This is a genomic window from Curtobacterium sp. SP.BCo (genome assembly GCF_051903265.1).
Lineage (GTDB): Bacteria > Actinomycetota > Actinomycetes > Actinomycetales > Microbacteriaceae > Curtobacterium.
The window spans coordinates 13,327-40,116 of sequence record NZ_CP194337.1 but is presented as its reverse complement, the minus strand read 5'-3'; the positions used below and the strand labels follow the sequence as shown (position 1 = coordinate 40,116).

Annotated in this window: 22 protein-coding genes and 2 rRNA genes; 19 read left to right on the top strand and 5 right to left on the bottom strand. The window is 69.8% G+C overall.

What is annotated here, in order from left to right; genetic code table 11:
- Nucleotides 1–36: 36 nt before the first annotated feature.
- The 13 genes from ACRQ4B_RS00190 (at nucleotide 37) to ACRQ4B_RS00130 (ending at nucleotide 14,626) form a co-directional block, all read left to right on the top strand.
- A 23S ribosomal RNA gene (locus tag ACRQ4B_RS00190) occupies nucleotides 37–3,164 on the top strand.
- A 140-nt stretch (nucleotides 3,165–3,304) separates the two neighbouring features.
- A 5S ribosomal RNA gene (rrf, locus tag ACRQ4B_RS00185) occupies nucleotides 3,305–3,421 on the top strand.
- Nucleotides 3,422–3,784: 363 nt separating this feature from the next.
- Nucleotides 3,785–4,852, top strand: a complete 1,068-nt coding sequence (locus tag ACRQ4B_RS00180) for a hypothetical protein (RefSeq protein ID WP_439692713.1) — start codon at nucleotides 3,785–3,787, stop codon at nucleotides 4,850–4,852.
- A gap of 29 nt (nucleotides 4,853–4,881) precedes the next feature.
- Entirely contained in the window at nucleotides 4,882–5,664 is a 783-nt protein-coding gene (locus ACRQ4B_RS00175) for a hypothetical protein (RefSeq protein WP_439692712.1), read from the top strand.
- Nucleotides 5,665–5,689: 25 nt separating this feature from the next.
- Nucleotides 5,690–6,667, top strand: coding sequence for an HAD-IIA family hydrolase (locus tag ACRQ4B_RS00170; protein ID WP_439692711.1), 978 nt, complete (start codon nucleotides 5,690–5,692; stop codon nucleotides 6,665–6,667).
- Nucleotides 6,668–6,677: 10 nt separating this feature from the next.
- Complete coding sequence (locus ACRQ4B_RS00165) at nucleotides 6,678–6,827, top strand: hypothetical protein (protein ID WP_439692710.1); 150 nt, start codon at nucleotides 6,678–6,680, stop codon at nucleotides 6,825–6,827.
- On the top strand, nucleotides 6,820–7,653 hold the full coding sequence (locus ACRQ4B_RS00160; RefSeq protein WP_439692709.1) for a TlyA family RNA methyltransferase: 834 nt from the start codon (nucleotides 6,820–6,822) through the stop codon (nucleotides 7,651–7,653). The genes ACRQ4B_RS00165 and ACRQ4B_RS00160 overlap by 8 nt, the downstream gene beginning before the upstream one ends.
- Nucleotides 7,650–8,570: an NAD kinase gene (locus ACRQ4B_RS00155; RefSeq protein WP_439692708.1), complete on the top strand. Its 921-nt coding sequence runs from the start codon at nucleotides 7,650–7,652 to the stop codon at nucleotides 8,568–8,570. Before ACRQ4B_RS00160 ends, ACRQ4B_RS00155 begins: the two co-directional genes overlap by 4 nt.
- 64 nt (nucleotides 8,571–8,634) lie before the next feature.
- Entirely contained in the window at nucleotides 8,635–10,329 is a 1,695-nt protein-coding gene (gene recN / locus ACRQ4B_RS00150) for a DNA repair protein RecN (protein WP_439692707.1), read from the top strand.
- Between the two features lie 141 nt (nucleotides 10,330–10,470).
- Nucleotides 10,471–12,186 (top strand): CTP synthase, encoded by a 1,716-nt coding sequence (locus tag ACRQ4B_RS00145; RefSeq protein WP_439692706.1) that lies wholly within the window; start codon nucleotides 10,471–10,473, stop codon nucleotides 12,184–12,186.
- A 155-nt stretch (nucleotides 12,187–12,341) separates the two neighbouring features.
- Complete coding sequence (locus tag ACRQ4B_RS00140; RefSeq protein WP_439692705.1) at nucleotides 12,342–12,917, top strand: NUDIX domain-containing protein; 576 nt, start codon at nucleotides 12,342–12,344, stop codon at nucleotides 12,915–12,917.
- Entirely contained in the window at nucleotides 12,914–13,495 is a 582-nt protein-coding gene (locus tag ACRQ4B_RS00135) for a DUF1349 domain-containing protein (protein ID WP_439692704.1), read from the top strand. Before ACRQ4B_RS00140 ends, ACRQ4B_RS00135 begins: the two co-directional genes overlap by 4 nt.
- A 117-nt stretch (nucleotides 13,496–13,612) precedes the next feature.
- Nucleotides 13,613–14,626, top strand: a complete 1,014-nt coding sequence (locus tag ACRQ4B_RS00130; RefSeq protein ID WP_439694432.1) for a site-specific tyrosine recombinase XerD — start codon at nucleotides 13,613–13,615, stop codon at nucleotides 14,624–14,626.
- 142 nt (nucleotides 14,627–14,768) lie between these two features.
- Here ACRQ4B_RS00130 and ACRQ4B_RS00125 read toward each other — a convergent pair whose 3' ends face one another.
- Nucleotides 14,769–15,215 carry a DUF2510 domain-containing protein gene (locus ACRQ4B_RS00125; protein WP_439692703.1) on the bottom strand — a complete coding sequence of 149 codons (447 nt, stop codon included), beginning with the start codon at nucleotides 15,213–15,215 and terminating at the stop codon, nucleotides 14,769–14,771.
- Between the two features lie 107 nt (nucleotides 15,216–15,322).
- Entirely contained in the window at nucleotides 15,323–16,354 is a 1,032-nt protein-coding gene (locus tag ACRQ4B_RS00120; RefSeq protein WP_439692702.1) for an LLM class flavin-dependent oxidoreductase, read from the bottom strand.
- A gap of 56 nt (nucleotides 16,355–16,410) precedes the next feature.
- Here ACRQ4B_RS00120 and ACRQ4B_RS00115 point away from each other — a divergent pair, with 56 nt between their 5' ends.
- Both ACRQ4B_RS00115 and ACRQ4B_RS00110 read left to right on the top strand, forming a co-directional pair.
- The gene (locus tag ACRQ4B_RS00115) at nucleotides 16,411–16,743 is read left to right on the top strand and encodes a TraR/DksA family transcriptional regulator (protein WP_439692701.1); all 333 of its coding nucleotides are present in this window, start codon (nucleotides 16,411–16,413) and stop codon (nucleotides 16,741–16,743) included.
- Between the two features lie 134 nt (nucleotides 16,744–16,877).
- A complete protein-coding gene (locus tag ACRQ4B_RS00110; RefSeq protein ID WP_439692700.1) occupies nucleotides 16,878–17,321 on the top strand; it encodes a TIGR02611 family protein in 444 nt (147 codons plus the stop codon).
- Nucleotides 17,322–17,593: 272 nt separating this feature from the next.
- Here the strand turns inward: ACRQ4B_RS00110 and ACRQ4B_RS00105 are convergent, their stop codons facing one another.
- Entirely contained in the window at nucleotides 17,594–18,850 is a 1,257-nt protein-coding gene (locus tag ACRQ4B_RS00105) for an MFS transporter (protein WP_439692699.1), read from the bottom strand.
- 111 nt (nucleotides 18,851–18,961) lie between these two features.
- Between ACRQ4B_RS00105 and ACRQ4B_RS00100 the strand changes: the two genes are divergently transcribed.
- A complete protein-coding gene (locus ACRQ4B_RS00100; RefSeq protein WP_439692698.1) occupies nucleotides 18,962–19,327 on the top strand; it encodes an ArsR/SmtB family transcription factor in 366 nt (121 codons plus the stop codon).
- Nucleotides 19,324–20,910 carry a DUF7059 domain-containing protein gene (locus ACRQ4B_RS00095; RefSeq protein ID WP_439692697.1) on the top strand — a complete coding sequence of 529 codons (1,587 nt, stop codon included), beginning with the start codon at nucleotides 19,324–19,326 and terminating at the stop codon, nucleotides 20,908–20,910. Before ACRQ4B_RS00100 ends, ACRQ4B_RS00095 begins: the two co-directional genes overlap by 4 nt.
- A gap of 3 nt (nucleotides 20,911–20,913) precedes the next feature.
- On the opposite strand, the gene ACRQ4B_RS00090 is transcribed toward ACRQ4B_RS00095, so the two are convergent.
- Together ACRQ4B_RS00090 and ACRQ4B_RS00085 are read right to left on the bottom strand one after the other, a co-directional pair.
- The gene (locus ACRQ4B_RS00090) at nucleotides 20,914–21,777 is read right to left on the bottom strand and encodes an NAD-dependent epimerase/dehydratase family protein (protein WP_439692696.1); all 864 of its coding nucleotides are present in this window, start codon (nucleotides 21,775–21,777) and stop codon (nucleotides 20,914–20,916) included.
- 124 nt (nucleotides 21,778–21,901) lie between these two features.
- Nucleotides 21,902–22,492: a TetR/AcrR family transcriptional regulator gene (locus tag ACRQ4B_RS00085; protein ID WP_439692695.1), complete on the bottom strand. Its 591-nt coding sequence runs from the start codon at nucleotides 22,490–22,492 to the stop codon at nucleotides 21,902–21,904.
- A 131-nt stretch (nucleotides 22,493–22,623) separates the two neighbouring features.
- Between ACRQ4B_RS00085 and ACRQ4B_RS00080 the strand changes: the two genes are divergently transcribed.
- Complete coding sequence (locus ACRQ4B_RS00080; RefSeq protein ID WP_439692694.1) at nucleotides 22,624–23,892, top strand: MFS transporter; 1,269 nt, start codon at nucleotides 22,624–22,626, stop codon at nucleotides 23,890–23,892.
- Between the two features lie 31 nt (nucleotides 23,893–23,923).
- On the top strand, nucleotides 23,924–26,410 hold the full coding sequence (locus tag ACRQ4B_RS00075) for a glycoside hydrolase family 3 protein (protein WP_439692693.1): 2,487 nt from the start codon (nucleotides 23,924–23,926) through the stop codon (nucleotides 26,408–26,410).
- Nucleotides 26,411–26,790 lie beyond the last annotated feature (380 nt).

The window sequence follows — 26,790 nt, the reverse complement described above, 5'->3', positions numbered from 1 at the left end:
GTGATTGTTCGAGTCGATCGCAATTTTAATCTTTGTGGTCAAGTTTCTAAGAGCAAACGGTGGATGCCTTGGCATCTGGAGCCGAAGAAGGACGTAGAAATCTGCGATAAGCCTCGGGGAGCTGATAATCGAGCTGTGAGCCGAGGATTTCCGAATGGGGAAACCCCGCTGGGCGCTTTTGTGACCTGGTGACTCCCGCCTGAATATATAGGGCGGGTAGAGGGAACGTGGGGAAGTGAAACATCTCAGTACCCACAGGAAGAGAAAACAACATGTGATTCCGTGAGTAGTGGCGAGCGAAAGCGGATGAGGCTAAACCGATCATGTGTGATAGCCGGCGGGCGTTGCATGGTCGGGGTTGTGGGACACGTCGCTCAGTTCTGCCGGACTGGGGCGGTTACAGCGCATCATAGTCGAACCGGTTTGAAAGCCGGGCCGTAGTGGGTGCCAGCCCCGTAGACGAAATGGTGTTATGGCCGGATGTGTATCCCAAGTAGCACGGGGCCCGAGAAATCCCGTGTGAATCTGTCAGGACCACCTGATAAGCCTAAATACTCCCAGATGACCGATAGCGGACAAGTACCGTGAGGGAAAGGTGAAAAGTACCCCGGGAGGGGAGTGAAATAGTACCTGAAACCGTTTGCTTACAAACCGTCGGAGCCTCCTTGTAGGGGTGACGGCGTGCCTTTTGAAGAATGAGCCTGCGAGTTAGTGATATGTGGCGAGGTTAACCCGTGTGGGGCAGCCGTAGCGAAAGCGAGTCTGAATAGGGCGTTTCAGTCGCATGTCCTAGACCCGAAGCGAAGTGATCTATCCATGGCCAGGTTGAAGCGACGGTAAGACGTCGTGGAGGACCGAACCCACTTCAGTTGAAAATGGAGGGGATGAGCTGTGGATAGGGGTGAAAGGCCAATCAAACTTCGTGATAGCTGGTTCTCTCCGAAATGCATTTAGGTGCAGCGTTGCGTGTTTCTCGCCGGAGGTAGAGCTACTGGATGGCCGATGGGCCTCAACAGGTTACTGACGTCAGCCAAACTCCGAATGCCGGTGAGTGAGAGCGCAGCAGTGAGACGGTGGGGGATAAGCTTCATCGTCGAGAGGGAAACAACCCAGACTACCAACTAAGGCCCCTAAGCGTGTGCTAAGTGGGAAAGGATGTGGAGTTGCACAGACAACCAGGAGGTTGGCTTAGAAGCAGCCACCCTTGAAAGAGTGCGTAATAGCTCACTGGTCAAGTGATTCCGCGCCGACAATGTAACGGGGCTCAAGCACACCGCCGAAGTTGTAGATTTCGCACACTCGATAAGCCTTCGTGGTTCAGTCGTGCGGAGTGGTAGGAGAGCGTCGTGTGGCGAGTGAAGCGGCGGAGTGATCCAGCCGTGGACGCTACACGAGTGAGAATGCAGGCATGAGTAGCGAAAGACGGGTGAGAAACCCGTCCTCCGAAAGACCAAGGGTTCCAGGGCCAGGTTAATCCGCCCTGGGTAAGTCGGGACCTAAGGCGAGGCCGACAGGCGTAGTCGATGGACAACGGGTTGATATTCCCGTACCGGCGAACAACCGCCCAAGCTAATCCAGTGGTGCTAAGAGTCCTAACCCGGTATCAGCGGATCCCTTCGGGGTGATGCGGTCCGGTCTAACGCTCGACCCCATGCTGGTGCGGTTAGCGTATGAACAGGTGTGACGCAGGAAGGTAGCTGAGCCAGGCGATGGTATCCGTAAGGTGAACCTGGTGTAAGGATGTAGGGCTGACGATAGGCAAATCCGTCGTCTGTACGCCTGAGATCCGACGCGTACCCGTAAGGGGAAATCAGTGATCCTATGCTGCCGAGAAAAGCATCGACGCGAGGTTGCAGCCGCCCGTACCCGAAACCGACTCAGGTGGTCAGGTAGAGAATACCAAGGAGATCGAGAGAATCGTGGTTAAGGAACTCGGCAAAATGCCCCCGTAACTTCGGGAGAAGGGGGGCCGGACACGTGACCGGACTTGCTCCGTGAGCGTTGAAGGCCGCAGAGACCAGTGGGAAGCGACTGTTTACTAAAAACACAGGTCCGTGCGAAGTCGCAAGACGATGTATACGGACTGACGCCTGCCCGGTGCTGGAAGGTTAAGAGGAGGGGTTAGCCTTTGGGCGAAGCTCTGAATTTAAGCCCCAGTAAACGGCGGTGGTAACTATAACCATCCTAAGGTAGCGAAATTCCTTGTCGGGTAAGTTCCGACCTGCACGAATGGCGTAACGACTTCCCAGCTGTCTCAACCGCGAACTCGGCGAAATTGCACTACGAGTAAAGATGCTCGTTACGCGCAGCAGGACGGAAAGACCCCGTGACCTTTACTACAGTTTGGTATTGGTGTTCGGAGTGGCTTGTGTAGGATAGGTGGGAGACTGTGAAGCGGGCACGCTAGTGTTCGTGGAGTCATTGTTGAAATACCACTCTGGTCACTTTGGATGTCTAACGTAGGACCCTGATCGGGTTCATGGACAGTGCCTGATGGGTAGTTTAACTGGGGCGGTTGCCTCCCAAAGAGTAACGGAGGCGCCCAAAGGTTCCCTCAACCTGGTTGGCAATCAGGTGGCGAGTGTAAGTGCACAAGGGAGCTTGACTGTGAGACTGACAGGTCGAGCAGGGACGAAAGTCGGGACTAGTGATCCGGCAGTGGCTTGTGGAAGCGCTGTCGCTCAACGGATAAAAGGTACCTCGGGGATAACAGGCTGATCTTGCCCAAGAGTCCATATCGACGGCATGGTTTGGCACCTCGATGTCGGCTCGTCGCATCCTGGGGCTGGAGTAGGTCCCAAGGGTTGGGCTGTTCGCCCATTAAAGCGGTACGCGAGCTGGGTTTAGAACGTCGTGAGACAGTTCGGTCCCTATCCGCTGCGCGCGTCGGAAATTTGAGAAGATCTATCCCTAGTACGAGAGGACCGGGATGGACGAACCTCTGGTGTGTCAGTTGTTCTGCCAAGGGCACCGCTGATTAGCTACGTTCGGACCGGATAACCGCTGAAAGCATCTAAGCGGGAAGCCGTCTTCGAGATGAGATTTCCATGCACCTTGAGTGTGAGAGGCTCCCAGCAGACTACTGGGTTGATAGGCCGGATGTGGAAGCGGGGACTAACGACCCGTGGAGCTGACCGGTACTAATAAGCCGAAGACTTGACAACACAATTATTTCCCACACTTACGGGTGTGGGGCTCGCGTCCACTTTGTGGTTCCCGACAGACGATCGGGAACATGAAACTGAATACCGCGCCGACGCGCGGGACAGCTTTCATGATCCGGCACGGATCATGTCGAAGGTGTTCCGGTGGTCATAGCGAGAGGGAAACGCCCGGTCACATTCCGAACCCGGAAGCTAAGCCTCTCAGCGCCGATGGTACTGCAAGGGGGACCTTGTGGGAGAGTAGGACGCCGCCGGACTTATTTTGAAGATGTGGCCATCGGCCCTCCATCGAGAAGCCCAGGGATACCTGGATTCTCGAGGTGGTCCGGTGGCTACTTCTGTTTCTGGGGCCATTCACTCGACTCGCGCCCTGGTTCGTGATGGACTGGGCGTCGAGCAACGGGTGACCGGCGCGGCTTGCACACACAACGACACAGCGGACGATCGCCCGGCTTCGAGCTCGGGCACGCAACGAGGAGCAACGGTGGCGAACGACGACGAGCAGCGACGGAACGACGGCGACCGCGGAGACCGACCCCGCCGCGACGGCGATCGGTCCCCTCGTCGAGACGGTGGGAACCGTTGGTCGTCCGGGCCTCGCGACTTCGAACGACGCGAGGGTGAGCGCCGGGATGCTCCCCGTCGCGACGGTGATCGTCCTGCACGCAACGGCGGCCCCTCGCGAGACGGCGGTCGTCCGTTCCGTGATGGCGACCGGTCGTTCCGCGACGGTGGCCGGCGTCCTGCGTGGCGCGGCGATCGCGACGAGTCGAGCCGTCCTCCGCGCGGAGACGGGCCCCGTGGGGCTGATCGGCCGGCACGCGACGGTGAGCGTCGGTTCGGGAGCGGTTCCGACCGTCCGCGTCGCGATGGTGACCGTCCGTTCCGCTCGGACCGTCCCGCACGTGACGGTGACCGTCCCCGTCGTGACGGTGATCGTCCGTTCCGTGGCGGCGATGACCGTCCGCGTCGTGATGGTGATCGTTCGTTCCGCTCGGACCGTCCCGCTCGTGACGGTGACCGTCCGCGTCGTGACGGTGATCGTCCGTTCCGTTCGGACCGTCCGGCCCGTGACGGTGACCGTCCGCGTCGCGACGGTGATCGTCCGCGTCGCGACGGTGATCGTCCGTTCCGTTCGGACCGTCCGGCCCGTGACGGTGACCGTCCGTTCCGTTCGGACCGTCCCACCCGTGACGGTGACCGTCCGTTCCGTTCTGACCGTCCGGCCCGTGATGGTGACCGTCCGCGTCGTGACGGAGACCGTCCGTTCCGCTCGGACCGTCCGGCCCGTGATGGCGACCGTCCGTTCCGTTCTGACCGTCCGGCCCGTGATGGTGACCGTCCGCGTCGTGACGGAGACCGTCCGTTCCGCTCGGACCGTCCGGCCCGTGATGGCGACCGGCCGTTCCGTTCTGACCGTCCCGCTCGTGACGGCGACCGTCCGCGTCGCGACGGCGACCGTCCGTTCCGTGGCGGCTCGGACCGCGACCGCGGCGGCCGTGACGACCGCCCGCGCTTCGGCGACGGCAGCCGTCACGCCGGTGCTCGGTTCGGCGAGGCTTCGCGCGACGACTGGGAGGACCGCGACCCGTACGGCACCAAGTCGGTCCGACCGCGTCACGAGGACCCGGAGATCCCCGAGGAGATCGAAGCGCGCGACCTCGACAAGGTCGCCCGCGCCGAACTGAAGACCCTCAGCAAGGACAACGCCGACTGGGTGGCCCGTCACCTCGTCGCCGCCGCCATGCTCGTCGACGACGACCCGGAGACGGCGAACCAGCACGCGCTCAGCGCTGCTCGTCGTGCCGGTCGTGTCGGCGTCGTGCGGGAGACCGCTGCGATCACCGCGTACCGCCTCGGCGACTTCGCGACCGCGCTCCGCGAGCTCCGCACCTACCGCCGCATCTCCGGCAGCAACGACCAGCTGCCGATGATGGTCGACTGCGAGCGCGGGCTCGGACGTCCGGAACGCGCGCTCGAACTCGGCCGCTCGGTGGACCGTGCCGCACTGGACACCCCGGTGCAGGTCGAACTCGCGATCGCGATGTCCGGCGCACGCCTCGACCTCGGCAATCCCACAGCCGCGCTCGGCGAACTCGAGATTCCACAGCTCGACCCGTCGCGGGCCTACACGTGGTCCCCGGCGCTCTACAGTGCTTACGCGGCCACGCTCGAGGAGCTCGGCCGTCAGGACGAAGCCGACGAGTGGTGGGCCCGTGTCGATCGCGCGGCCGAAGCCCTGGCCGAAGCCGCCGACGAGAACGCTTGGGAGACAGTTGATGTGGTCGAGGAAACGGTCGAGGTCGACGGAGACGAGTTCGACGGGGAAGCCGGGGCGGTCGACGACGAGCCCGAAGCCGAACTCGCCGACGAGCGAGACGAGCCCGTCGACGACGAACCCGTCGGCGACGAGCCCGACGACGACGAACCGGCCGGCGACGAGCCAGGCGAGCTCGACGACGACAACCCCACGGACGTCGACGGCTCCGCAGCAGACTGACGCCCCGAAGCCGCCGACGGACGGTGTGGACGTAGTCCTCACCGACCTCGACGGCGTCGTGTACCGCGGACGCAACGCGATCCCGCACGCGGTCGAGGCGCTGACCCGTGCGTCGCTCACGGCCCGCGTCGGCTACATCACGAACAACGCGTCGCGGCGCCCCGTCGACGTCGCGGAGCACCTCGAGCGCTACGGGCTCGAGGTCTCCGAGGACGACGTGGTCACCTCGTCCCAGGCCGGGGTCCGTCTGCTCGAGACCCTCGTGCCGGCAGGCTCGACGGTCCTCGTCACAGGCGGCCTCGGGCTGACCAGCATCGTCGAGGCCGCCGGTTTCACCGTGACGACCAGTGCGGAGGACTCCCCGGCGGCGGTCATCCAGGGGTTCTCGCCGGACCTCGGGTGGACGCACCTGGCCGAGGCGTCGTTCGCGCTGGCGGACCCGGACATCCCGTGGGTCGCGACGAACATGGACTGGTCGATCCCGGTCGAGCGCGGCATCGCGCCCGGCAACGGCACGCTCGTGTCGGCCGTGCACCAGGCCGTCGGTCGGATGCCGGTCGTCGCAGGCAAGCCGGAGCGGCCGATCTTCGACGCCGCGGTGGCCCGGTTCGGCGGCGAGCACCCGTTGTTCATCGGCGACCGGCTCGACACCGACATCAAGGGGGCGAACGACGCCGGGATCCCGAGCGTGCTCGTCCTGACCGGCATCGACACGGCGAAGCAGGTCCTCGCCGCCAATCAGCGCTCGCGTCCCACGTACATCCTCCGAGACCTCCGCGGGCTGTCCGAGCCCTACCCGGTCACGATCCGTCGTGAGGACCCGGACGGCACGCGCTACGCCACCGTGGGGGACGTGACCGTCGCGATGCGCGGTCACGTCGTCCGGGTGCTCGACGACGGCGACGACCTCGACCTGCTGCGTGCGGGGACGGCGCTCATCTGGGAGTCCGGGCTCGCGATCTACGGCCTCGACGTCGACCCGAAGCTGTACGGCGGCGAGTAGCGTGGTGGTCGTGCCGAACGACGAGCAGGGAACCGACGACTTCGCGCAGCGCACCGCTGCGGTCGAGGGACTCCCGCTGCCCGATCGGGCCGATGCGTTCTCCGCGCTCCACGACGAGCTGCGCACGCGGCTCGAGAGCGGTGGCACCGCGAGTGCCTGACGACTCCGCTGCCGGACAGGTCTCGACACCCGTCCGGCTCGATGCGCTGGTGGCCGCTCGCGGGCTCGCGAAGTCCCGCACGGCGGCGGCCAAGTTGATCCAGGCCGGTCGGGTCACGGTGGCCGGCACCGCGGTCGTGAAGCCCTCTGCTCCGGTCCAGCCGGCGGCGCCGATCGAGGTCGACACCGCGGACGAGTGGGTGTCCCGTGCGGCGCGCAAGCTCGTCGGGGCGCTCGACGCGTTCGGCGTCGACCCGGACGGCCGGGTGGCGCTGGACGTCGGCGCGAGCACCGGTGGGTTCAGCCAGGTGCTGCTGCACCGCGGGGCACGACGGGTGGTCGCGCTCGACGTGGGACACGGCCAGCTCGACCCCGTCGTCGCGCTGGACCCCCGGGTCGCCGTGGTCGAGGGCGTCAACGCCCGTAACCTCACGGCCACCGACTACGCGGCGCTCGACCCGGCCGCCGCCGACACCAGCCTGGTCGTCGGTGACCTCTCCTTCATCTCCCTCCGAATGGTGCTGCCCGCGCTGGCCGAGGCGGTGCCCGCCGACGACTTCGTGCTGCTGGTCAAGCCGCAGTTCGAGGTCGGCCGCGGTGGTGTCCGTGAGGGCATCGTCCGTGATCCCGCACTGCGGAACGACGCCCTGATGAACGTGCTCTGGGCCGCGTGGGACCTCGGTCTCGGGACCTCGGGGCTGGCCGCGTCACCGATCATCGGGACGCACGGCAACCACGAGTACCTGGCGCGCTTCCAGCGTGGTGTCGGTGCCAATCCGACAGAATGGATCGACCGGGCGACAGAACTGGCGGAAGGGGCATCATGAGCGACGACCGGCACATCCTGCTGGTGTCCCACACGGGCCGCCGCGACTCGATCGACGCTGCGGTGGAGGTCTGCGACCTCCTGCACGCCGCCGGCCTCGTCCCCGTCATGCCCTTCGACGAGTACGCCGACATCCGCCGGGCCGAGGCCTCGGTCGGCCAGGTGGACATCCTCGGGGTGGACGTCCAGTCCGACCAGCTCGAGATCGTCATCGTCCTCGGCGGCGACGGCACCATCCTCCGCGCCGCGGAACTCGTGCGCGGCACGGGTGCCCCGATCGTCGGGGTGAACCTCGGGCACGTGGGCTTCCTCGCCGAGAGCGAGCGCGACGGCCTGCGGGCCACGGTGGAGCGGGCGCTCTCCGGCGACTACCACGTCGAGGAACGCGTCACCCTGCAGGTCGACGTCGTCGTCGGGCACGAGGTCGTCTACTCCTCGTGGGCACTGAACGAGGCGACGATCGAGAAGGCCTCCCGGGAGCGCATGCTCGAGGTCGTCACCGAGGTGGACGGTCGTCCGCTGTCGTCGTTCGGCTGCGACGGGGTCGTCGTCTCCACGCCGACCGGATCCACGGCCTACTCGTTCTCCGGCGGCGGTCCTATCGTCTGGCCGGACGTCGACGCGCTGCTGATGGTCCCGCTGAGCGCACACGCACTGTTCGCCCGGCCGATCGTGGTCGGGCCGGACTGCACCCTCGCGATCGAGGTGCTCCGGCGCACGAGCGGCGTCGGGGTGCTCTGGTGCGACGGTCGCCGGACCCACGACCTGCCGCCGGGTGCCCGGGTCGAGGTCCGCCGGTCGCCGGACCCCGTCCGTGTGGCGCGGCTCAAGGACGCCCCGTTCACGGACCGCCTCGTCGCGAAGTTCCAGCTGCCGGTCTCCGGGTGGCGTGGCCCGCAGACCGAGGACGAACTGTGATCGGCGCGGGTGTGCACAGCATCACGATCTCCGGGTGGCGTGGACAGTGGACTGAGGACGAACTGTGATCGAGGAGATCTCCATCTCCGACCTCGGGGTCATCGGTGAGACGACCCTCGAGCTCGGCCCCGGCTTCACCGTCGTGACCGGCGAGACCGGTGCCGGCAAGACGATGATCGTCACGGCGCTCGGGCTCCTGCTGGGCTCCCGGGCGGACGCCACCTCGGTCCGCCGGGGTGCGTCGAGCGCGGTGGTGGAGGGCCGGTGGCACGTCCCCGAGCACGCCGCCGTGGCCGAACGCGTCGAGGACGCCGGTGGCACGGTCGAGGACGGCGAACTCATCCTCACCCGCACGGTCTCGGCCGAGGGGCGGAGCCGGGCGACGGTCGGTGGCCGCAGCGCACCCGTGGCGGTGCTCGGTGAACTCGCCGACCAGCTGGTCACCGTGCACGGCCAGTCCGACCAGATCCGGTTGACGTCCGCGACGGCGCAGCGTGCCGCGCTCGACGGGTTCGGCGGCGCCTCGCTCGAGAAGGCCCTGCAGCGCTACACCGCGGCGTACGACGCCTGGCAACAGCACGCCGGTGAACTCGAGACCCTGACCCGCGACCGGGACGACCGCGTCGCCGAGGCCGAACGGATCCGTGCCGCCTCGGACGAGATCGAGTCCGTCGACCCGCAACCGGGCGAGGACACCGAGCTCGCCGAGCGCGCCGAACGACTCGGGAACCTCGAGGAGCTCCGCTTGTCGGCCGGGCTCGCGCACGAGGCGCTGTCGAGCGAGTCCCTCGACGGCGTGCACGACGTCGTCGGGCTGGTCGAGTCGGCCCGACGTGCCATCGAACGGGTCGCCGGCTCCGACGCCGAACTCCAGCCGGTGCTCGAGCAGCTGACCGAGTTGGGCATCCAGGCGACCGAGGCCTCCGCGAGCCTGTCGAGCTACCTCGGCTCGCTCGAGCCGGACGCCGGTCACGACCTCGAAGTCATCAACGAACGCCGGTCACTCCTGGCCGGTCTGACGCGCAAGTACGGCGACACCATCGACGACGTCATCGCCTACGGCCAGCGCGCGAGCGACCGGTTGCTCGAACTCGACGGGTACGACGACCGGGTGGCGGCGCTGCAGGAGTCCGTCGCGCAGGACCTCCAGGCGCTCGAGACCGCCGGGGCGACGCTCACCGCGGCGCGGACGACCGCTGCGAAGGACCTCGCGAAGCGGGTGACGGCGGAGCTGAAGACCCTCGCGATGGCCGGGGCGACCCTCGTCGTCGAGGTCACGGACGCGGGGGAGTACCGGCGGCACGGACGCGACCAGGTGTCGATCCTGCTGCAGCCGCACTCCGGCACCGACCCACGGCCGATCAGCAAGGGCGCGTCCGGCGGTGAGCTCTCCCGGGTGATGCTCGCGATCGAGGTCGTGATGGCCGGCAGCACCACCGTCCCGACGTTCGTGTTCGACGAGGTCGACGCCGGGGTCGGTGGGGCGGCGGCGATCGAGATCGGCCGACGTCTGGCGAAGCTGGCGGAGCGCACCCAGGTGATCGTCGTGACGCACCTGGCGCAGGTCGCGGCGTTCGCGAACAACCACCTCAACGTCGTGAAGGACGCCAGCGGCGCGGTCACCTCGTCGAGCGTGCGACGGCTCGAGGGCGAGGAGCGCCTGCAGGAGATGGCTCGTCTGCTCTCCGGCCTGGGCGACAGCGTGAGTGGCGTCGAGCACGCGCGGGAACTCCTCGACGTCGCCGGCCAGACGGCCTGATGGCCGGCCGGGCAAACGGCCTGACGGCCAGCCGACCCACCGGGCCGCGCACCGCCCGCGGAGCCGACCGCGCGACCGACGCAACGCCCACGGCGAACCGAGGTCGCGCCTCCCGGCACTTCTGACGTACGATGGAATCCCGTGGCGGACACTCTCAGCAGCGGTACCCAGGCAAACACCCCGACCTCGAAGGTGACGAAGCAGATCTTCGTGACCGGCGGGGTCGTCTCGTCTCTCGGCAAGGGCCTGACGGCGGCGAGCCTCGGCAACCTCCTCACGGCGCGCGGCCTCAAGGTCGTCATGCAGAAGCTCGACCCGTACCTCAACGTGGACCCGGGCACCATGAACCCGTTCCAGCACGGCGAGGTCTTCGTGACCGACGACGGCGCGGAGACGGACCTCGACATCGGGCACTACGAGCGGTTCCTCGACATCAACCTGTCGCAGGCCGCCAACGTCACGACCGGTCAGGTGTACTCGACGGTCATCGCCAAGGAGCGTCGCGGCGAGTACCTCGGCGACACGGTCCAGGTCATCCCGCACATCACCGACGAGATCAAGCGTCGGATGCGCGAGCAGGCGCAGAACGACCCGCAGCCCGACGTCATCATCACGGAGGTCGGCGGGACCGTCGGCGACATCGAGTCGCAGCCGTTCATCGAGTCGGCCCGACAGGTGCGGCACGAGCTCGGCCGGAACAACGTGTTCTTCGTGCACGTCTCCCTCGTGCCGTTCATGAACGCGTCCGGCGAGCAGAAGACGAAGCCGACGCAGCACTCCGTGGCGGCGCTCCGCTCGATCGGCATCCAGCCCGACGCCCTGGTCCTGCGCAGCGACCGCCCCGTGTCGGACGCGAACAAGCGCAAGATCGCCCTGATGTGCGACGTGGACGAGGACGCCGTGGTGAACGCGGTGGACGTCCCGTCGATCTACGACCTCCCGACGCTGCTCAACAACCAGGGCCTCGACCAGGTCATCGTCGACGCGCTCCGCCTCGACGCGGCCGCGGTCGACTGGACGGCGTGGACGCCGGTGCTGCACGCCGTGCACGAGCCGAAGAAGGCGGTCACGATCGCCCTCGTCGGCAAGTACATCGACCTGCCGGACGCGTACCTGTCGGTGACCGAGGCGCTCCGTGCCGGCGGCTTCGCGCACAACGCCAAGGTGACGCTGAAGTGGGTCGTGTCCGACGACTGCACGACGCCCGAGGGTGCTGCGAAGCACCTCGGCGACGTCGACGGCATCTGCGTCCCCGGCGGGTTCGGCGTGCGCGGCATCGAGGGCAAGCTCGGCGCGCTGCGGTTCGCCCGTGAGCAGGGCATCCCCACGCTCGGTCTGTGCCTCGGCCTGCAGTGCATGGTCATCGAGTACGCCCGGCACGAGGCCGGCCTGACCGACGCGTCGAGCACCGAGTTCGACCCGGAGACGACGACGCCGGTGATCGCGACGATGGCGGAGCAGGTGGACATCATCGCCGGCGGCGACATGGGCGGCACGATGCGCCTGGGCCTGTACCCGGCGTCGTTCACCGAGGGCTCGCTCGCGGCGGAGCTGTACGGGGCACCGGAGGCCTCCGAGCGGCACCGTCACCGCTACGAGGTGAACAACACCTACCGTCAGCAGATCGCGGACGCCGGCCTGGTGTTCTCGGGCACCTCGCCCGACGGCAACCTGGTCGAGTACGTCGAGCTCCCGCGCGAGGTGCACCCGTTCTACATCGCCACGCAGGCGCACCCGGAGCTGCGCTCGCGTCCGACGAACGCGCACCCGCTGTTCGCGGGCCTCGTCGAGGCCGCGATCACGCGGCACGAGGCGTCCAGCCTCTTCGACCCGGAGAACGAAGCGCAGGTCGCGTAGCGCGCGATCTCCCGGACTGGAGGCACAGTGCCAGCTGGCACCGTCCTCCCTCGCAGGCTCGGTCGGCGCGCCCCGCGCAACGCTTCGCGTTGCCGCTGAGCGGGGCGCGCCAGTCCGTCTGCGGCCGCGTCACCGACGCGTGCTTGGATGGACGGGTGACCGACGCACCCATCACCGACGAACCGGCCTCCTTCGAGGTCACCGACTCCACCGTCGTCTACGAGGGGGCGGTCTGGGACGTCCGTCGCGACACCATCGCCTACCGTGACGCGTCGATGGTCCGGGAGTACATCGACCACACCGGCGCCGTCGCGGTCTACGCCGAGGACGCCGAGGGGCGCGTGCTGGTCATCCAGCAGTACCGGCACCCGGTGCGGATGCGCGACTGGGAGCTCCCGGCCGGCCTGCTCGACATGGAGGGCGAGGACCACCTCACCGCGGCGCAGCGCGAGCTGGCGGAGGAGGCGGACCTCGAGGCCGACGAGTGGGAGCCCCTCGTCACGTACAACACGTCCTCCGGCGGCAGCGACGAGTTCCTGCAGGTCTTCCGCGCCCGCGGTGTCCGACCGACCGCGACGGCCTTCGACCGGGAGGCCGAGGAGGCCGACATCGTGAAGCGCTGGGTCCCGCGTGCCGAGCTGGTGGAGGCCATCCTCGACGGTCGGCTGCACAACTCCGGCCTCGTCGTGGCCGTGCTCGCGGTGGACGCTGCCGAGCGGCGCGCGTCGTGAGCCTGCCGGCGTTCGTCGCGGCAGCACGCTGGACGCACGAGCCGCAGGCCGCCGAGCTCGACGGCACGACGTTCCGGGTGACGGCGGTCGAGGGCAGCGACGCGTGGCGGACCACCTCGTACGGGTTCGTGCACGACTCCGAGCACGCGCTGCTCCAACCCGTCGACGGGGCGTTCTCCATCGAGGTGTCGTTCGTGCTCGACTACGCGGAGCAGTTCGACCAGGCCGGAGTGTTCCTCCGCGTCGACGAGCGGACGTGGATCAAGGCGGGGGTCGAGTTCTCGGACGGGCAGCCGCAGGTCGGTGCCGTCGTCACGCACGGGGTGTCGGACTGGTCGGTCGCGCCGGTGCCGGAGTGGGTCGAACGGACGGTGACCGTGCGGGCGAGCCGGGACGGCGACGCCGTGACGATCCGCGCGTGGGCGGACGGGGAGGAACCCCGACTGGTGCGGGTCGCGCCGCTCGCACCCGACGCGGTGGTGGCAGCGGGGCTCTTCTGTGCCGCGCCGACGCGCAGCGGGCTGACGGTGACGTTCACCGGGTACCGGGTGGGTGAGCCGGACGCCGCGCTGCACTGACCGGGCGCTGCCCGCGCTGCCCGCGCTGCCCGCGCTGCCCGCGCTGCCCGCGCTGCCGGCGGTGCCCGCGCTGCCCTGCGCTGGCGGGGCGGCTGTGCCGGTTAGCCTTTCGGGGTGATGCCCCTCGACCGTGCCACGGAGACGTACCTGCGGCACATCGCGATCGAGCGGGGGCTCTCGCAGCACACCCTGTCGGCCTACCGGCGGGACCTGGCGACGTTCGCGGACTGGCTCGCGACGGCACCGGTGGTCGACTCGGCCGGCGCCGACCGTGCCGGGGGAGCGGCGGTGCTCGAGGACGTCGGACGGATCTGCCGTGCGGACCTCGCCGGGTTCGTGACGTACCTGGCCACCCGACCGTCGGGTCCGTTGGCACCGAGGTCCGTCGCGCGGATGCTCAGTTCGGTGCGCTCGTTCACGGCGTTCGCCGCCGGGGAGGGCTGGCTGCAGCTCGACCCGGGGGCGTCCGTCCGTCCGCCGAAGGCACCGATGCGGCTGCCGAAGGCGATCTCCGTGCACGACATGGAGCGGCTGCTCGCCGCGGCGTCGATCGGCTCCTCCGACGGCGCGGCCGACGATCTCGTCGGCCTGCGGGACAAGGCGTTGCTCGAGCTGCTCTACGCCACCGGCGCGCGGATCTCCGAGGCCGTCGGGCTGTCGGTCGACGACGTCACCACGTTGTCGGACGCATCGGCTCCGGACGCCGGCGGGCTTTCGGTGGTCAAGGTCACCGGCAAGGGCAACAAGCAGCGCGTCGTCCCGCTCGGCAGCTTCGCCCGGGCCGCGATCGACGCGTACCTGGTGCGGGCGCGCCCGGTGTTCGCGGCACGTGGGGCGTCGACGCCGGCGTTGTTCCTCGGTGCCCGGGGAGCGCGGCTGTCCCGGCAGAGCGCGTGGCTGGTGATCCAGGCGGCCGCGGCACGCGCCGACCTCGCGGAGCACGTGTCGCCGCACACCTTCCGGCACTCGTTCGCGACGCACCTGCTCGAGGGCGGGGCCGACGTCCGTGTCGTGCAGGAGCTGCTCGGGCACGCGAGCGTCGCGACGACGCAGATCTACACGATGGTCACGGCGGACATGCTCCGGGACGTGTACCAGACGGCGCACCCGCGGGCTCGGCGCGCTTCGTGAGCAGAAGACGTCGGGTGGCCCGGGCACACCCGACGGTTTCTGCTCACGAAGTGCCCGCGGGGCGGGCGGGCGCGGGGCGCGCGCGTGCGGGGCGCGCGCACGCGGGGCGTGCGGCACGCGGCGCGCGGGGCGCCCGCCCGCGTCAGAACAGGTGGAACTGGGACGACGCGGCGACGGCAGCGGTGGCGACCGCGACCACCAGGGCGCTCGCCGACGCGCTCCGGGCCAGGACACGCCAGCCCCCGGTCGCACCGGGCCACACCACGGCGAGCAGCCCGATGACGATCGCCGCGGCGCTGGACACGCCCCAGGGGTTCATCACGACCGAGAGCGCGGCGAACAGGACGGCCAGGGACGAGAACGCGCTGAACCGGTGCACGCCCGAACCGCCGGACGCCCACGACCCCGTCCGGACGGCGGCGGGTTGCACCGAGAACGACGGACCCACGGGCGCGACCACGACGGGGACGATCGGCTCGGTCCGGCTCGGCAGCGTGCGGGTCGCCGCTCCCCAGGCGTGACCGTCCCACCAACGCAGGCGGCTGGCGTCCTGCGGGTCCGGGAACCAGCCGGCGGCCGGCAGCGTCACGGGAACTCCTCGAGGTGCGGGGGTGGTGCCCCACGACACTACGGGAGTGCGGAAACCGGCCACAGTCCCAGGCCGGGTGTCAGCACAAGTGCCGACACCCGTGGGCCTCATGCAGGGACGGGTGCGGCGTCCACCTCGGCGAACACGTCCTTCACGGCGGCGAGCAGTCGGGCGTTGAAGTCGACGCCGAGCTGGTTCGGCACGGTGACGAGCACGGTGTCGGCGGCGCGGACGGCCTGGTCGGCTGCGAGCTCCGTCACGAGGGCCTCGGGCGACCCGATGTAGGACCGACCGAACCGGGCGAGCCCGCCGTCGAGGTGTCCGACCTGGTCCTGCCCCTCGACCTGTGCCCGGACACCGAAGTAGCGCCGCGATTCGTCGTCGATGATCGGGATGATGCTGCGCGACACCGAGACGCGCGGGGTGCGCTCCCAGCCCATCTCCGCCCAGGTCGTCCGGAAGCGTTGGATCTGCTCGGCCTGCAGCTCGTCGAACGGCACGCCGGTGTCCTCGGTGAGGAGGGTCGACGACATCAGGTTCATGCCCTGCTCGGCGGTCCACTCCGCGGTCGCCCGGGTGCCGGCACCCCACCAGATGCGGTCGCCGAGCCCGTCGGACAGCGGGGAGATCGGCAGCGAGCCGACCGCACCGGTCATCTGCGGGTTGGCGTTCGCCATCGGTTCGCCGGCGATCGCGCGGCGGAACACGTCGGTGTGCGCCCGCGCCATGTCGCCGCCGTTCTCGTCGGTGGCGTCGGGCACGTAGCCGAACTGCTGGTAACCGGCCAGCGCGGTCTCGGGTGAGCCACGGGAGACGCCGAGCTGCAGTCGCCCGCCGGAGATGAGGTCCGCAGCCGCGGCTTCCTCGGCCATGTAGAGCGGGTTCTCGTAGCGCATGTCGATCACGCCGGTGCCGATCTCGATCCGGCTCGTCCTCGCGGCGATGGCGGAGAGCAGCGGGAACGGAGCGGCCTGCTGCGGCGCGAAGTGGTGCACGCGGAAGTAGGCGCCGTCGACCCCGGCCTCCTCGGCGGCGACGGCGAGGTCGATCGCCTGCACGAGGGCCTCGCGGCCGCTGCGCACCTTGGAGCCCGGCACGTCACGCCAGTGCCCGAACGACAGGAACCCGATCTTGGTCATGTCGATACGAACGCATCCGACCCCACGGTCATTCCACGGCGACTACGGTCTCCGGCATGGACGATCCCCGCGCCGCACTCGCCGCCGAACGGGAGCGCAACCAGCGGCTGCTGTCCGACGTCGAGCGGAGCATGCGGGACGTGAGCGACGCCCGGCAGGACGCCAACTCGGACGACGAGCACGACCCCGAGGGTGCAACGCTCGCGTGGGAGCGCGGTTCGCTCGGCGCGGTGCGGGATGCCGCGCAGCTGCGGATCCGGCAGGTGGACGCCGCGCTCGCGCGGCTCGACGCGGGCACCTACGGTCGGTGCGCCGTCGGCGGCGAGCCGATCCCGGAGGCCCGCCTCGCCGCGGTCCCGTGGGCCGCGACCTGCGTCGCCCACGCGTGACGCGTCGACACGCGACGGTGACCTGACGGACGGGAGGCGCGGGGCGGCCCCGCACCGCGCCTCCCGTCCGGGACGCACCGCGCGTCCACCGCGCGCGCCGCGGATTCCCAGCCGCGCGCCCTACATTTCCGCACATGGAAGGCGACCCGAACGACCGGACCGACGCGGTCGAACGCGCCGAGGCACCGCACCGTCGGTTCCAGTGGTTCCGCGACGTCCGCGCCTGGATCCACGCGCGCCCGCACCTGCACCTCTTCTACAAGGTGATCGTCGGCATCGTCGGCGGGCTCGTCGTCGTGATCGGGCTGATCCTGGTGCCGCTGCCCGGTCCGGGGTGGCTCGTGGTGTTCATCGGGCTGACGATCCTGGCGAGCGAGTTCCACTTCTTCCACAAGATCATCACGTGGCTCCGTGCCCAGCTGCACCGCTTCTGGGACTGGGCGAAGGCGCACGGTCCGCAGTGGCTGCGGAACGCGGCCGACCGCGGCAAGGCCGACGTCGACGCGGCGCACGCGGATGCGCACCGCAGCGTCGGTGTGCCGCGTCGAGGACCGAAGCGCGCGCACCCCGGTCACTGACCGGCGCCGGGTGCCGCCGCCCGCGGCGCCCGCCCGCGCCCTCGCACCGTGCGTGCCCGTGCCCGTGCCCTCGCACCGCGCGTGCCCTCGCACTGTGCGAGGGCGGGTGTGCAGTGTGCGAGGTTCCGCGCGGTGTGCGAGGGGATCCGGGTCGCACGCTCGTCGGAACCTCGCACCGTGGGTGCAGCCCGTGCGCGTGACCTCGCACCCTGAGTGCGGAACGGACGCGTGCCATCGCACCGTGCGAGGCGCGCTCGACCCGGCGCCCGCCGTCAGTCGGCGGACGCCACCCGGACCGAGCCGGTGCAGGTGCGCTCGAGGACCTCGGCGGCCTCTTCCTCGACGGCGGCGGCGTCCCGCGACACGAGCTGCAGCACGAGGGCGACCACGGCGGCGACGACGATGAACGCGCCGTACCCGGCGATGACCGGCACGAGGCCGACCGTCGGCTCGAGCAGGCCACCGACGACCGCGGGGACGCCGAACGCCAGGTAGCTCACGACGTAGATCGTGGAGAGGAGCCCTGCGCGGTGGGTCGGGGCCGCCGTGGCGAGGAGCATCCGCAGCGGTGCCTGGAAGCCCGCGCCGAAGCCGACGCCCGCGATCGCACTGCCGACGACCAGGCCGGGGAGCGAGTGGGCCATCACGAAGGCGACCGTGACGATCGGCCCGAGCACGAGGGCGACGAGTCCGACGAACACCGCGTGCCGGGCGTCCATCCGCTGCGTCGCCAGGCCGGTCAGCGCACCGACGCCGGTGACGACCGCGATGAGGGCCCCGGCGGCGAAGTGGTTGGTGATGCCGAACACCGCGCCGAGCGCCGACGGGACGAGGGACAGGAACATCCCGCCGAGGGCCCAGCTCGCGATGAGGGACCCGGCGACGCCGCGGAACAGCCGACGCGAGGACCGGGGGACGCTGATGCGCGGCGCCAGGGACCGGACGGCGCCCGGGCGTCGGGTGACCCGCTCGGGGACGATGACGAGCGCGATCACCATGAGCACGAGGAGCGACCCGAACAGCACGTAGACGAGCTGTTCCGGAGCGGGACCCCACTGCACGAGGGCGCCGCTCGACAGGGCACCGGTGGCGAGGGCGATCGGCGGGATCACCCCGTTCAGGACGCCGGCGAGGGTCGGGAACCGCTCGAGGGAGTTGTCGATGAGCGCGGCTCCGAGCGCACCGATGAGCAGTCCCACGGAGACGCCCTGCACGATGCGGTCGACGATGAGGGCGCCGACGCCGTCCGCGACCGCGAACAGTCCGAGCGAGAGGGCGACCCCGAGTCCGCCGACGACGAGGACGGGCTTGCGGCCGACGTGGTCGGACAGTCGGCCGGCGACGAGCAGGCTCGTGAGCAGCCCGGCGACGTAGATCGCGAACACGCCGGTGAGCATCAGGGGCGTGAGGTGCCACTCGGCCGCGTAGACCGGGTAGATCGGCGACGGGACGGCCGAGGAGGCGACCGACACGAGGAGCATCGCCGCGAGGATCCAGAACCCGGCGACCGAGCGAGCTGACTGCGCCATGAGCGCCACCTTCCGTTGCGAGCAATTCAGTACGAAGAGAGTCGTACAGTATCGATCTCCTCAGTACGACGCAAGTCGTACTGAGGAGGGAACGGTGGTAGCGTCCAGTCCATGCCCGCGCCCGTGGATGCCCCCGAACACCTGCCGCAGCCGACCGTCGCGGAGATGGACCTGCCGGTGGTGATGGACGCCCTGAGCGACCCCATCCGGCTCGCGATCCTGCACCGCTACCTCGTCGACGCGGCCGGCGGGATCCGCAGCTGCGGGTGGGTCGGGATCGACCGGCCGAAGTCCACGCTGACGCACCACTTCCGCGTCCTGCGCGAAGCCGGGCTGCTCGAGCAGCACCAGGAGGGGCTGACGCGGAGCAGCCGCGCCCGCGTCGAGGACGTGGAGCTGCGCTTCCCGGGGCTGCTGGACCTGGTGTACGCCTGGGAGGTCCCGGCGGCCCTGATGCGCGAGGACGTCACGGCGTGAGCGCCGTGCACACGCTCCCGACGATCAGCGTGGACGCGGTCAGCACGGACGCGCTGCGGCAGGACCTGACGGACGCCGGCTTCACGGTCGAGCGGCTCGACGCCCTCTGGGGCGCCGAGGCCGCGGCATCACTGCACCGTGGATCACGGGTGGCCGCAATCCGCGCGCTCGCCGCCCGCGGGACGACGCCGCTCAGCACCCTCGCGACGCTCTTCGTCCTCGGGCTCCCGGTTCCGCGGGCGGATGCCGAACGCGCCTTCCCGACCGCCGGGGTCGACGCCGTCGCGGCCGCCGGGCTGGTCCGGACGGAGGACGGCGACAGCGGCGGCAGCGCCGCCGTGGTGCTGCCGTCAGTCGACCTCCGCCCCTACGCCTTCGTCGACGACCTCGGCGCCGGCAGCTGGTGGATCGTCTCCGACCTCGGCGAACTCGCCCTCGGCACGGCCCTCGGCGAGGAGCACGTCCTCGGCATCGGCGGTGCGACCACCACGCTGTCCGGCCTGCAGGTCCCCGTCCCCGTCCGCCGGGTGCTCGACCTCGGGACCGGCTGCGGCATCCAGGCCCTGCACGCGCGCCGGTTCGCCGAAGAGGTGATCGCGACCGACATCTCCCGGCGGGCGCTCGACATCGCCCGGTTCAACGCGCAGCTGAACGGCGTCGACGGCATCGACTTCCGCTTCGGCTCCTTGTTCGACCCGGTCGCGGGGGAGCGCTTCGACCGGATCGTGTCGAACCCGCCCTTCGTCATCACACCCCGCCGCGAGGGCGTCCCGTCCTACGAGTACCGCGACGGCGGGATGGTCGGCGACGCCCTGGTCGAGACCGTCCTGCGCGGGCTGGCGGACCACCTCGAACCCGGCGGGACCGCACAGCTGCTCGGGAACTGGGAGTACCACTGGGGCGTCGACGGGCTCGACCGGGTCCGCGCCTGGTTCGAGGACGCCGACGCCGACGGTCGTGGACTCGACGCGTGGGTGCTCGAGCGCGAGCGGCAGGACCCCGCCGCCTACGCCGAGACCTGGATCCGCGACGGCGGCACGAAGCCCGGCACGGCCGAGTTCGACGGCCTGGTGGACGCCTGGCTCGACGACTTCCAGGACCGCCGGGTCACCGGCGTCGGCTTCGGCTACGTCGTGGCCCGGAAGCCCCGGCCGGGAGGCACGGTGCACCTCCGCCGCTTCGAGCGCGTCCCCGAGGCGCTCGGCTCCAACCCCGCGGGCCTCGGCGCCACGGTCGCCCGGGTCCTCGACGCCGCGGCGTGGCTGGCCGGGCACGACGACGTCGCGCTCGCCGCCGCCCACCTCGTGGTCGCCGGCGACGTCACCGAGGAGCGCCACTACTGGCCCGGCAACGACGACCCCACGGTCATGACGCTCGTGCAGGGCGGCGGGCTCGGGCGGCGGGTGGACGCGGACACGGCGCTCGCCGCGTTCGTGGGTGCGTGCGACGGCGACCTGTCGGTGGCGGCCATCATCGGTGGCCTCGCGCAGATCACCGGGGCCGACGAGCAGGCGCTCGCGGCGGACCTGCTGCCGGCCGCCCGTGACCTCGTGCTCGACGGCCTGCTGACGCCCGGCCGCTGATCCTCAGGCGCGGCCGTCGCGCCAGCTGTGCTCTGGTGCGTACCCGAGGAGCTCGCGGGCCTTGTCCGACGACAGCAGCGAGCTGACGCCGTCGATGTCCGCACGGCGCTCGATGTCCGGCACGTACCGCTCGACGAGCTCGATCGTCGGGGTGTCCATGACCGTGTCCGGGCTCGCGATGACGAACGCCTCGAAGCCGGTGAGCTCCGCCTCGACGGCCTTGCGGACGGCCTGGGCGCCGTCGCGGGAGTCGATGTACGACCACAGGTTGAAGGTCTTCGCCTCGGGGGTGGCGTCCCACGGGAACGCCGGGTAGTCGGTCTCGTCCATCACGTTCGAGAAGCGCAGCCCGATCATCTTCAGCTCGGGGTCCCAGTGCGTGAAGTGCCGGGCCATCTCCTCCTCGACGGCCTTGCCGAGGGAGTACGACGACTTCGGGCGGACCGCGAACTCCTCGTCGACGGGCAGGTAGGGCGGGTGGTGCTCGCCCATCGGGATGCCGAGCAGGGTCTCGCTCGACGCCCACACCAGGTTCTTGATCCTCGCCGCACGAGCGGCGTGGAAGACGTTGATCGACGCCGTGACGTTGTTCGTGATCAGCGCGACGTCGGGCACCTGGCCGGGCGCCGGGATCGCGCCGAGGTGCACCACGGCGTCGACGTGGTCGTACCGGTCGTCGACGCCGGTGAAGGCGCCGAGGACCTGGCCGTAGTCGCCGAGGTCGGTGCGGACGAACTGCACCCGATCGGGCTTGTCGGGGGAGGGGACGCGGTCGAGCAGGACCACGTCGTAGCCGTGCTCGTCGAGGTCGCGCACCACCGCTCGGCCGAGCTTGCCGCTGCCACCGGTCACCACAACACGCGTCATCGCGTCACTCCACATCGTCGTCGGGCCGACGTCCCCGTCGGCACGACCCATCTTGCCGTGCGGTCGCCGAGCGTTCCCAGGCCCTGCCGGTACCTGTCCGCGCGACGCAGGCTGCGCCGCCCGGTCAGGACGAGGGAACCGCCTGCGCGATCGCGAGCCGTGCGACCAGCTCGACGTGCTCGGCCATGTCGCGCGTCGGGTCGAAGAGCCACTGGATCTGCATGCCGTCCGAGACCGCGAGCAGCACGCTCGTCAGCTCCTCGACGTCGACGTCCGGGCGGAGCCGGCCGTCCTCCTGCATGGCGCGGAAGTCGGCGGACAGGTCGTTCCGGCTGCGCTCGTAGCGCTGCCGGAAGTACTCGTGCGCAGGGTGCTCCGGGTCGGTGGCCGCCGCGGCGGACAGGTTCACGAACATCTGCACGAGCCCGGGGACCTCGGCGTTGTGCCGCACGATCGCGGCGAGGAGCTCGGCGGGGTCGGCGGCGTGCCAGTCGTGCTGCAGGTCGAGTTCGTCGCGTCGCCGGAGGATCTCGACCCAGAGCTCGTCCTTCGAGTCGAAGTAGTGCAGGAGCCCCGCCTGGGTGAGCCCGACGGCGTCGGCGATGTCCTTGATGCTCGTGCGCCGGAAGCCCTGCTGCGCGACGAGTTCGAGCGCGGTCGTGAGGATCTCCCCGCGCTTCGCGATGCCCTTCGCGTACGAACCCCGTCGTGCCATGGCAGGACTGTACCGCCCCGGCGTCCGTGCAGAAAACCTAACAGAGGTCGGTTTTGGTGGTACGTTGACGGGAGCCGCCGAAGGAGGCGTGCGAGTCGCCGACGTCGGCGGCGTACCCGATGGAGGTTGCAGTGGCCAACGACGCCCTGACCGTTTCCGACACGCCGACCGCAGTCGCGCCCACCCGCGGTCGAGGCTCGTCCCTCATGTACACGCTCGGCATGCCGATCGCGATGCTCGGTCTGTACATCGCCCTGCTGCCCCCGGTGCTGGTGGCGATGGCACTGAAGGTCGCCGAGATCGCCCCCGACAACCAGGCCGGCGTGCTCGGCCTGGCGCTCGGGATCGGCGCGTTCGCCGCGATGGTCGCCAACCCCCTGGCCGGTCGCTTCAGCGACCGGACCGCCGGGAGGCTCGGCATGCGTCGTCCGTGGATCATCGGCGGCACCGTGGTCGGGTTCGCAGCCCTCGTGGTCGTCGCGACGACGACCTCCACCGTCGTGCTCGTGATCGGGTGGGGTGTCGCGCAGATCGCGTACAACGCAACGATCGCGGCGCTGACCGCCGTCCTGCCGGACCACGTCACGCGGTCGCAGCGCGGTCGGGTCGCGGCGCTGCTCGGCCTCGCGCAGAACCTCGCGCTCGTCGGCGGCACCTTCCTCGTGCAGCTGTTCTCGACCTCGGCGACGCAGATGATCGTGCCCGGCGCCATCGGCTCCGTCGTCGTGGTCCTCTACGCACTGGTCTTCCGCGACCGCGTCCTGACGAACCGGCCGACGTCGAAGCTCGGGATCGGCCAGCTGTTCGGCTCGTTCGTCTTCAACCCGGTCAAGCACCCGGACCTCGGCTGGGCGTGGCTGACCCGCTTCATGATGGTCGCGGCGCAGTACACGGCCGTCAGCTACCTCACCTACTTCCTGCGCGACGACATCGGCGTGAACGAGTCCAACCTGGCGAACGCGGTGTTCCAGGGCACGCTCTGGAACGTGGTCGGCATCGTCCTCACGTCGCTGGTCGCCGGCTGGCTGTCGGACAAGCTCGGCCGCCGCAAGCTCTTCGTCGCGGTTGCCGGCATCGTCGGCGTCGTCGGCCTCGTGCTCATCGCACTCGCCCCGTCCCTCGGCATGGTGCTCGTCGGCGAGTTCGTGATGGGCGCCGGCATGGGCGTGTTCTACGCCGTCGACCTCGCCCTCATCACGGACGTCCTGCCGTCCGACCAGGACAACGCGAAGGACCTCGGTGTCGTGAACATCGCACAGGCCCTGCCGCAGTCGATCGTGCCCGCGGCGGCCCCCGGCGTCATCGCCCTGACCGGCGGGTACAGCGGCTTCTTCATCACCGGCGCCGTCGTCGGACTCCTCGGCATCGTGTCCGTCTCCCGCATCCGCGGCGTGCGCTGACGCTCGCCCACCCACGAAAGGACCGATCACCGTGACTGATCTGCAGACCGCGAGCACCGCCTCCAGTCCGCTCGCCGAGCGCATCGACGCGCTCCTGGACCAGCTGACCACCGAGGAGAAGGTGCAGCTGCTCACCGGGCGTGACTTCTGGACCACCTGGCCGATCGAGAAGATCGGGCTCCGCCGCATCCTGATGTCGGACGGCCCCTCCGGTGTCCGCGGCGAGGTCTGGGACGAGCGCGACCCCTCGCTGAACCTGCCGTCGGCCACCGCGTTGTCGGCGAGCTGGGACCGTGCGATCGCGAAGCGCTACGGCGCGGCCGCGGCCGTCGAGGCCCGGCGCAAGGGCGTCGACGTCGTGCTCGGCCCGACGATCAACCTGCACCGCTCGCCGCTCGGCGGCCGTCACTTCGAGGCCTTCAGCGAGGACCCGGTGCTCACCGGCGACCTGGCGGCGTCCTACGTCGACGGCGTGCAGGAGAACGGCGTCGCCGCGACCCCGAAGCACTACATCGCGAACGACTACGAGACCGACCGCTTCACCGCGTCCACCGAGGTGTCCGACCGGGCACTCCGCGAGCTCTACCTGCTCGCGTTCGAGAAGGCCGTGACCGAGGCGCACGCCTGGGCGATCATGTCGTCGTACAACTCGGTCAACGGCGTCACTGCCTCCGAGCACGAGCTGCTCGAGACGCCCCTCAACTCGGAGTGGGGCTTCGACGGCATCGTCGTGTCCGACTGGACCGGTGTCCGCTCGGTCGACTCGGCGAAGGCGTCGCAGGACGTCGCGATGCCCGGGCCGAACCAGTGGTGGAGCGAGGGGCCGCTGCTCGCCGCCGTGCGGGACGGTTCGGTGCCGGAGCACGCGATCGACCGCAAGGTCCGACGCATCCTGACCCTCGCCGCCCGCGTCGGCGCGCTCGAGGGGTTCGAACCCGTCGCCGCACAGCCGGTGCACGTCGAGGACGGCGTCGCGTTCGTCCGCGAGGCCGAGGCCGAGGGAACGGTCCTCGTCCGCAACAGCGGGGTCCTGCCGCTCGACGCCCCCGCGGTGTCCCGCGTCGCAGTCATCGGGCACAACGCCGACCAGGCCCGCACCCAGGGTGGCGGCTCGGCGACGGTCGTGCCGTCCGCCGTGGTGTCGCCCCTCGACGGCATCCGCTCGGCGTTCCCGGGGGCGAGCATCGACTACGCCATCGGTGCGGTGGTGCAGGAGGGCATCGCGGAGTTCCCGCTGTCCACCATCACGAACCCCGCCACCGGGGAGCCCGGCGCCCGCGTCGCGTTCGTGCGCGACGGGGCCGAGTTGTACGTCGAGGACCGCCGCGCCACCGCGCTGTTCTGGTTCGGCGGCGACGCCCCGACCCGCGAGGCCGATCGGCTCGACATCACGACGACTTACACGGCGCCGTCGACCGGCACCGTGCGGATCGGCGTCGGGGCGGCCGGTCGGTCGCGCCTGTGGATCGACGGCGACCTCGTCCTCGACGAGGACGTGCCGTTCGAGGGCGACCAGCTCGGTGCGGCGTTCCTCAACCCGCCGGCGCGCTCCGTCCCGGTGTCGGTGACCTCCGGACAGCAGGTCGCGATCCGCATCGAGTACGACGTCATCCAGGACGAGACGCTCGGCGGGGTGCTCGCGTACCAGTTCGGTACCGAGCCGTCCGACGAGGACCCCTTGGTCCTCATCGACGCGGCGGTGGAGACGGCCCGCGGCGCCGACGTCGCCGTGGTGGTCGTCGGCACGAACTCGAAGGTCGAGTCCGAGGGCTACGACCGTTCGTCGCTCGCGCTCCCCGGGCACCAGGACGACCTCGTGCGCGCCGTCGCCGCGGCGAACCCGAACACGGTCGTCGTCGTCAACGCCGGGTCCCCCGTCGAGATGCCCTGGCGGGACGACGTCGCCGCCGTCCTGCTCACCTGGTTCGGCGGGCAGGAGTACGGCCACGCCCTCGCCGACGTGCTGACCGGCGCGCGGGAACCCGGTGGTCGCCTGCCCACGACCTGGCCGGCAACGCTCGCCGACGTCCCGGTGTCGAACGTGACGCCGGTGGAGGGCCTCGTGCACTACGACGAGGGCGTCCACATCGGCTACCGGGCCTGGCTCCGCGCCGGGACCGAGCCGGCGTACCCGTTCGGGCACGGCATCGGCTACACGACCTGGACGATCGACGGCGTCACCGCGACGCCGACGGTCCGCGAGGGCGACGCCGTCATCGTGACCGCCACGGTCGCGAACACGGGTGCCCGCGCCGGCAAGCACGTCGTGCAGGTCTACGCGTCGCGGGAGGCCTCGGCGGTGGACCGTCCGGTGCGCTGGCTCGTCGGGTTCGCGCCCGTGCGGCTCGCGGCCGGGGAGTCGACCAAGGTGTCGATCGAGGTCCCGGCCCGCGCGTTCGCGCACTGGGTCGGCGAGCACGGTGACGGCGCGTGGGCGTACGAGTCGGGCACGTTCACGGTGCACGTCGGCGCATCCGTGGCAGACGAATCCGGCACCGCGACGGTCGAGATCGACTGATCTCGTCCGTTTTCCGCGCTGGTGCGATGTTCATTCACTAACATCGACTTGCGCCAGGCGGCTGGTTACCGTCGGCGCGCGCACCGAGACGGGGTCGCCATGCGTGCGACACGGCCTCCTGATCCGGCCGATGGAGCCCTGGTTGCCCCGGTGCGTCCAGAATGCGTCCCCGCGTCCGCGCGGGGGCGCATTCGCCTTTCCGGTGCGGGCCGACCGGTTAACTTCGTTCGATTTCGTTCCATAGGCCTGACCAATTGTCAGGTTGCTGGTCCGTCAACCGCAATCTCGGGTGACAAACCGTCGAGTAGGTGGAACGATGGGTGCACCATCCCGTACGGATCAGGGACGAGATGGTCATCCGGCCGGGCTCCCGGGAACCT